At 69.5% G+C, this 3,950-nt stretch carries 3 protein-coding genes and 2 pseudogenes; 3 read left to right on the top strand and 2 right to left on the bottom strand.

The features are described 5' to 3' along the window. Together Q8M82_RS00340 and Q8M82_RS00335 are read right to left on the bottom strand one after the other, a co-directional pair. Window positions 1–864 (bottom strand): annotated as a pseudogene (locus Q8M82_RS00340) (hypothetical protein); the annotation flags it as partial. A gap of 64 nt (window positions 865–928) precedes the next feature. After that, window positions 929–2,134 carry a pyridoxal phosphate-dependent aminotransferase gene (locus Q8M82_RS00335; protein WP_305689407.1) on the bottom strand — a complete coding sequence of 402 codons (1,206 nt, stop codon included), beginning with the start codon at window positions 2,132–2,134 and terminating at the stop codon, window positions 929–931. 157 nt (window positions 2,135–2,291) lie between these two features. Between Q8M82_RS00335 and Q8M82_RS00330 the strand changes: the two genes are divergently transcribed. The 3 genes and pseudogenes from Q8M82_RS00330 to Q8M82_RS00320 form a co-directional block, all read left to right on the top strand. Beyond that, window positions 2,292–3,104 (top strand): DsbA family protein, encoded by an 813-nt coding sequence (locus Q8M82_RS00330; RefSeq protein ID WP_305689406.1) that lies wholly within the window; start codon window positions 2,292–2,294, stop codon window positions 3,102–3,104. 102 nt (window positions 3,105–3,206) lie between these two features. Further along, the gene (aroQ, locus tag Q8M82_RS00325) at window positions 3,207–3,665 is read left to right on the top strand and encodes a type II 3-dehydroquinate dehydratase (RefSeq protein ID WP_305689405.1); all 459 of its coding nucleotides are present in this window, start codon (window positions 3,207–3,209) and stop codon (window positions 3,663–3,665) included. Between the two features lie 61 nt (window positions 3,666–3,726). Further along, window positions 3,727–3,950, top strand: a pseudogene (locus tag Q8M82_RS00320) (acetyl-CoA carboxylase biotin carboxyl carrier protein); the annotation flags it as partial.

Genomic DNA, 3,950 nt, shown 5'->3' with positions numbered 1-3,950 from the left:
GTGCGGCCCGGAGCCGACGCGCCCGGCCAGCAGCAGCACGACGATGATGACGGGGGTCACCACCGCATAGACCAGACGCAGCTTGAAATGCCGCTCGGCCCGCGGCATCGGCATCAGCCGCCGCTCCTCGGCGCCAGGCGCAAGCAGGAAGCGGCCGACGGCGGCATAGGCCGCGCCGATGGCGGCGCCATTGGCAAGCGTCGTCAGCGCAATCGAGGCGAGGTCCGTCTCCGGCAGCCACAGATTGCGGCCGAATCTGGCCACCGCAAGAGCCAGGACGATCGTCGCCCCATCCTGAAGCAGGCCCCAGGCGGAGGCGATCAGCCGGGCCGTGAAGGTCGTCGAGGCCGGCTGCATCCTGCGGCGGAACCAGCCGATGGTCGCCAGACGGAAGGCGCCCGCGACCGCCAGAGCCAGGAGCACTATCAGGCCGATGCGGGCGGAGGCCGGGAAGCCGGCCGTTCCGTTCCGGTTGACCCGCCAGGCGCGCTCCCAGTCATCAGCCAGTTCGGCGATGCGCGGGACGGAGGCGGTGCCGTAGTCGATGCCCTCGACGATATGGTCGACGAGCGCGTCGATCGTCGTCTCCGTCGTCTCGGCCGCGGTGGTCGCGCTCGGCTGCGGCGCGGCGGGGCCGGCCTTGGCCGGTGTGGTGCCCGCGATCCGGATCTCAACCTGGCGCCCGTCCCGGGCCAGCGCCTCGACCATGCGGCTGACGGCGTCGGGCGTCTCGGCACCCGACAGGGTCAGGATGACGGGCGGCTGTGTGGGAGCCTGGGCTCGGCTCGGCGCGGCCGTCGCCACGACGAGACCCAGAGCCGCCAGCGCCGCGATCAACCTGCCCCCCACGAAACCCGAACCCATAGCCGCACACTCCCCAGCGTCACCCGCGATTTGGCGCGGCGGCGGGGAGCTTGGCAAGCGCTGGCTAGGTTCGTGCTTGGAGCCAGGCGCCCATCCGCGACACAGCCTCTTCGCATTCGGCCAGCGAACCGGCGAAGGAGAGCCGAACCGTGCGGGCGCCGCGGCCTTCGTCGAAATCCAGCCCCGGCGTGATCGCAACCCCCGCACCATTGAGCACGTCGCGGCAGAAGACCATGGAATCGTTGGAATACCGGCCGATGTCGCAATAGATGTAGAAGGCGCCGTCGACGGGCAGGAAATCCCCGAGCCCGATCCGCGGCAGCGCCTCCAGCAGATAGGCGCGGTTGTCCGCATAGCCGGCCTTGATCGCCTCGCATTCGGCGGTGGCCTCGAAGGCTGCCTCGCCCGCGACCTGGCTGAGATAGGGCACCGAGATCGAGAGGTTCTGCTGGAGCCGCTCGATGGTGCGGACGAGCCGTTGCGGAACGATCAGCCAGCCGACGCGCCAGCCGGTCATGCAGTAGTATTTCGAGAAGGAGTTGACGATGATCGCGTCGGGGTCGGCCGACAGCGCCGTCGTCGCCGGCTGCTCATAGGTCAGGCCGTGATAGATCTCGTCCGAAATGTACCAGAGGCCGAGCCGGCGGCATTCGGCCGCAACGGCGGCGATGGCGTCCGGCGCCATCACGACGCCGGTCGGATTGGCCGGGCTCATCGTCAGCACGCCCGACAGCGGCTTCTCGCGATGGGCGCGGGCGATGAGGTCCGGCGTCAGGGCGAAGCGGGTCTCGGGGCCGACCTCGATCGCCACGGGCTCGAGCCCGAGCGCGATCAGGATGTTGCGATAGGCCGGATAGCCCGGCGCCGTGATGGCGATACGCGCGCCGGGCTGGAAGCAGGCGAGGAAGGCCAGGATAAATCCGCCCGAGGAGCCGGTCGTGACCACGACGCGCTCGGCCGCCACATCGACGCCATAGGCCTCGGCGTAGTGTCTGGCGATGCGCGTCCTCAGCGAATCCGTGCCCAGCGCCTGGGTGTATCCGATGCGGCCGTCCTCGAGTGCGCGCGCCGCCGCGGCGCGGATCGAGGCCGGCGTCGCTGCCGAGGGCTGGCCGACCTCCATATGGACGACCGAGCCGCCGGCGCGCTCGATCGCGGCGGCCTGGTTCATCACGTCCATGACGATGAAGGGCTGGACGCGCGCAGCGCGGGCCGCCGGCTGCAGAATCTCATGCGGGCCGGGGGCGGATGGCGTGGCGGTGTCTGGCATCGTCTCGTCCCGAGCAATTTGGCGTTTGGGCGGGCGTAGCCGAGGTGTCCCTGCCCCGCAACCGGTGGCAAAGCTGTGAATTGACGCCCGCGCCGGGAGCGTCGAGAAGCGGCGCAGCATCAGAGCCGGCGGCGCCGGAACCGAGAAGGAACACGAGATGGCCCTTTCCACCCTGCCCCGGCGGCTCGCCCGCCTGATGCCGGCCCTGGCGCTCGGCCTGGGTCTCGCTGCGGCCTCCGCGCCCGTTCTGGCGCAGGGCACGACACCGTCGCAGGGCCTTACGGCCGAGCAGCGCAAGGCGGTCGTCGGGCTGATTCGCGAGACGCTGCTGCAGAACCCCGAACTGATCCAGGAAGCCCTGATCGAGCTCGAGCGGCGCAATGCGGTGGCGCAGGCCGACGCGCAGCGCAGCGCGGTCACCGCCGAGAAGGCGCGCCTGATCGATCCGGCCAGTTCGGCGATCGTCGGCAACCCGCAGGGCGACGTCACCATCATCGAGTTCATGGATTACAATTGCGGCTTCTGCAAAAGGGCGGTCGAGGATGTTCGGGCGCTGGTGAAGGAGGATCCGAAGCTCAAGGTCGTGATCAAGGACTTCCCCATCCTGGGCCCCGATTCGGTCGAGGCGAGCCGCGTCGCGGTGGCGGCGATGACGCAGCTCCAGGGCGCCAAGTACTTCGATTTCCACAATAAGCTGATGGCGACCAAGGGCAGGATCAATGGCGCCAAGGCGCTCGAGGTCGCCAAGGAAGCGGGAGCCGACATCGAGCGGCTGAAGAAGGAGATGGAGTCGGCCCAGACCAAGGGCGTGATCGAGGACACGATCGCGCTGGGCGACCGGCTCGGCCTCACCGGCACGCCGGCCTTCATCCTCGGCGACGAGGTCGTGTTCGGGGCGGTCGGTGCCCCGGCCCTCAAGCAGAAGATCGAGGCCGTCCGCAAATGCGGCAAGACGAGCTGCAGCGGCTGAAAGCCCTGTGCACGTGACGTTTCGGCAGGCTTCCCCTGCCGGCCCGCAGCGTCTATGAGGGCGGCGTCCGCCGCCTTGGGCGGCGCCGGAAACACCTGCGCCATGGTCGCCGTCCACGTCCTCAACGGTCCCAATCTCAACCTGCTCGGCACCCGCGAACCCGCCACCTATGGCGCGGTGACGCTGGCCGGCGTCGAGGAGCGGCTGAGGGCGAGGGCGGAGACCGCCGGCGTCGAGCTCGTGTTCAAGCAGACCAATTACGAGGGCGAGCTCGTCACCTTCATCCAGCAGGCCGGGCTCGCCGGTGCGGGTGTCGTCATCAATGCCGGCGCCTACACGCACACCTCTGTCGCGCTGCGCGATGCGATCAAGGGAGCGGACGCGCTCGCCATCGAGGTGCATGTCTCGAACGTCCACGCGCGCGAAGAGTTTCGGCACCATTCCTACATGGCCCCCGTCTGCGTCGGCGTGATCTGCGGCTTCGGCGTGGCCAGCTACGACCTTGCTTTCGACGCGATCGTGCCGCTTCTGCAGAAGCGGGCGGCGAAGCCGGCGGCCTGATCCCCTCATTCCCTCCGGGCGCCCGCGCCCGATCCAAGACCACGAAGACGGTGAAACCGCCATGGCGACCAAGAGCCCGATCGACCCCGAACTGGTCCGCGAACTCGCGCAACTGCTGAACGAGACCGATCTCACCGAGATCGAGGTTGAGAAGGGCGATCTCCGCGTGCGCGTCGCGCGCACGATCACCGCCACGGTCCAGGTGCCCGCTGCCGCGGCTCCCGCGCTCGCCACGGCGCCGGTTGCGCCCGCCTCGGCCGCGCCCGCCGATGCGAAGGCCGCTGC

This window comes from Allobosea sp., from assembly GCF_030694325.1.
Lineage (GTDB): Bacteria > Pseudomonadota > Alphaproteobacteria > Rhizobiales > Beijerinckiaceae > Allobosea.
Note: the sequence above shows the minus strand (reverse complement) of the source record. Positions and strands in the feature narration are given on the sequence as shown.

Excerpts from the sequence above, each read along its gene's own strand:
- Q8M82_RS00335 (WP_305689407.1), bottom strand. The coding sequence starts at position 2,134 with ATGCCAGACACCGCCACGCCATCCGCCCCCGGCCCGCATGAGATTCTG.
- Q8M82_RS00330 (WP_305689406.1), top strand. The coding sequence starts at position 2,292 with ATGGCCCTTTCCACCCTGCCCCGGCGGCTCGCCCGCCTGATGCCGGCC.
- aroQ (WP_305689405.1), top strand. The coding sequence starts at position 3,207 with ATGGTCGCCGTCCACGTCCTCAACGGTCCCAATCTCAACCTGCTCGGC.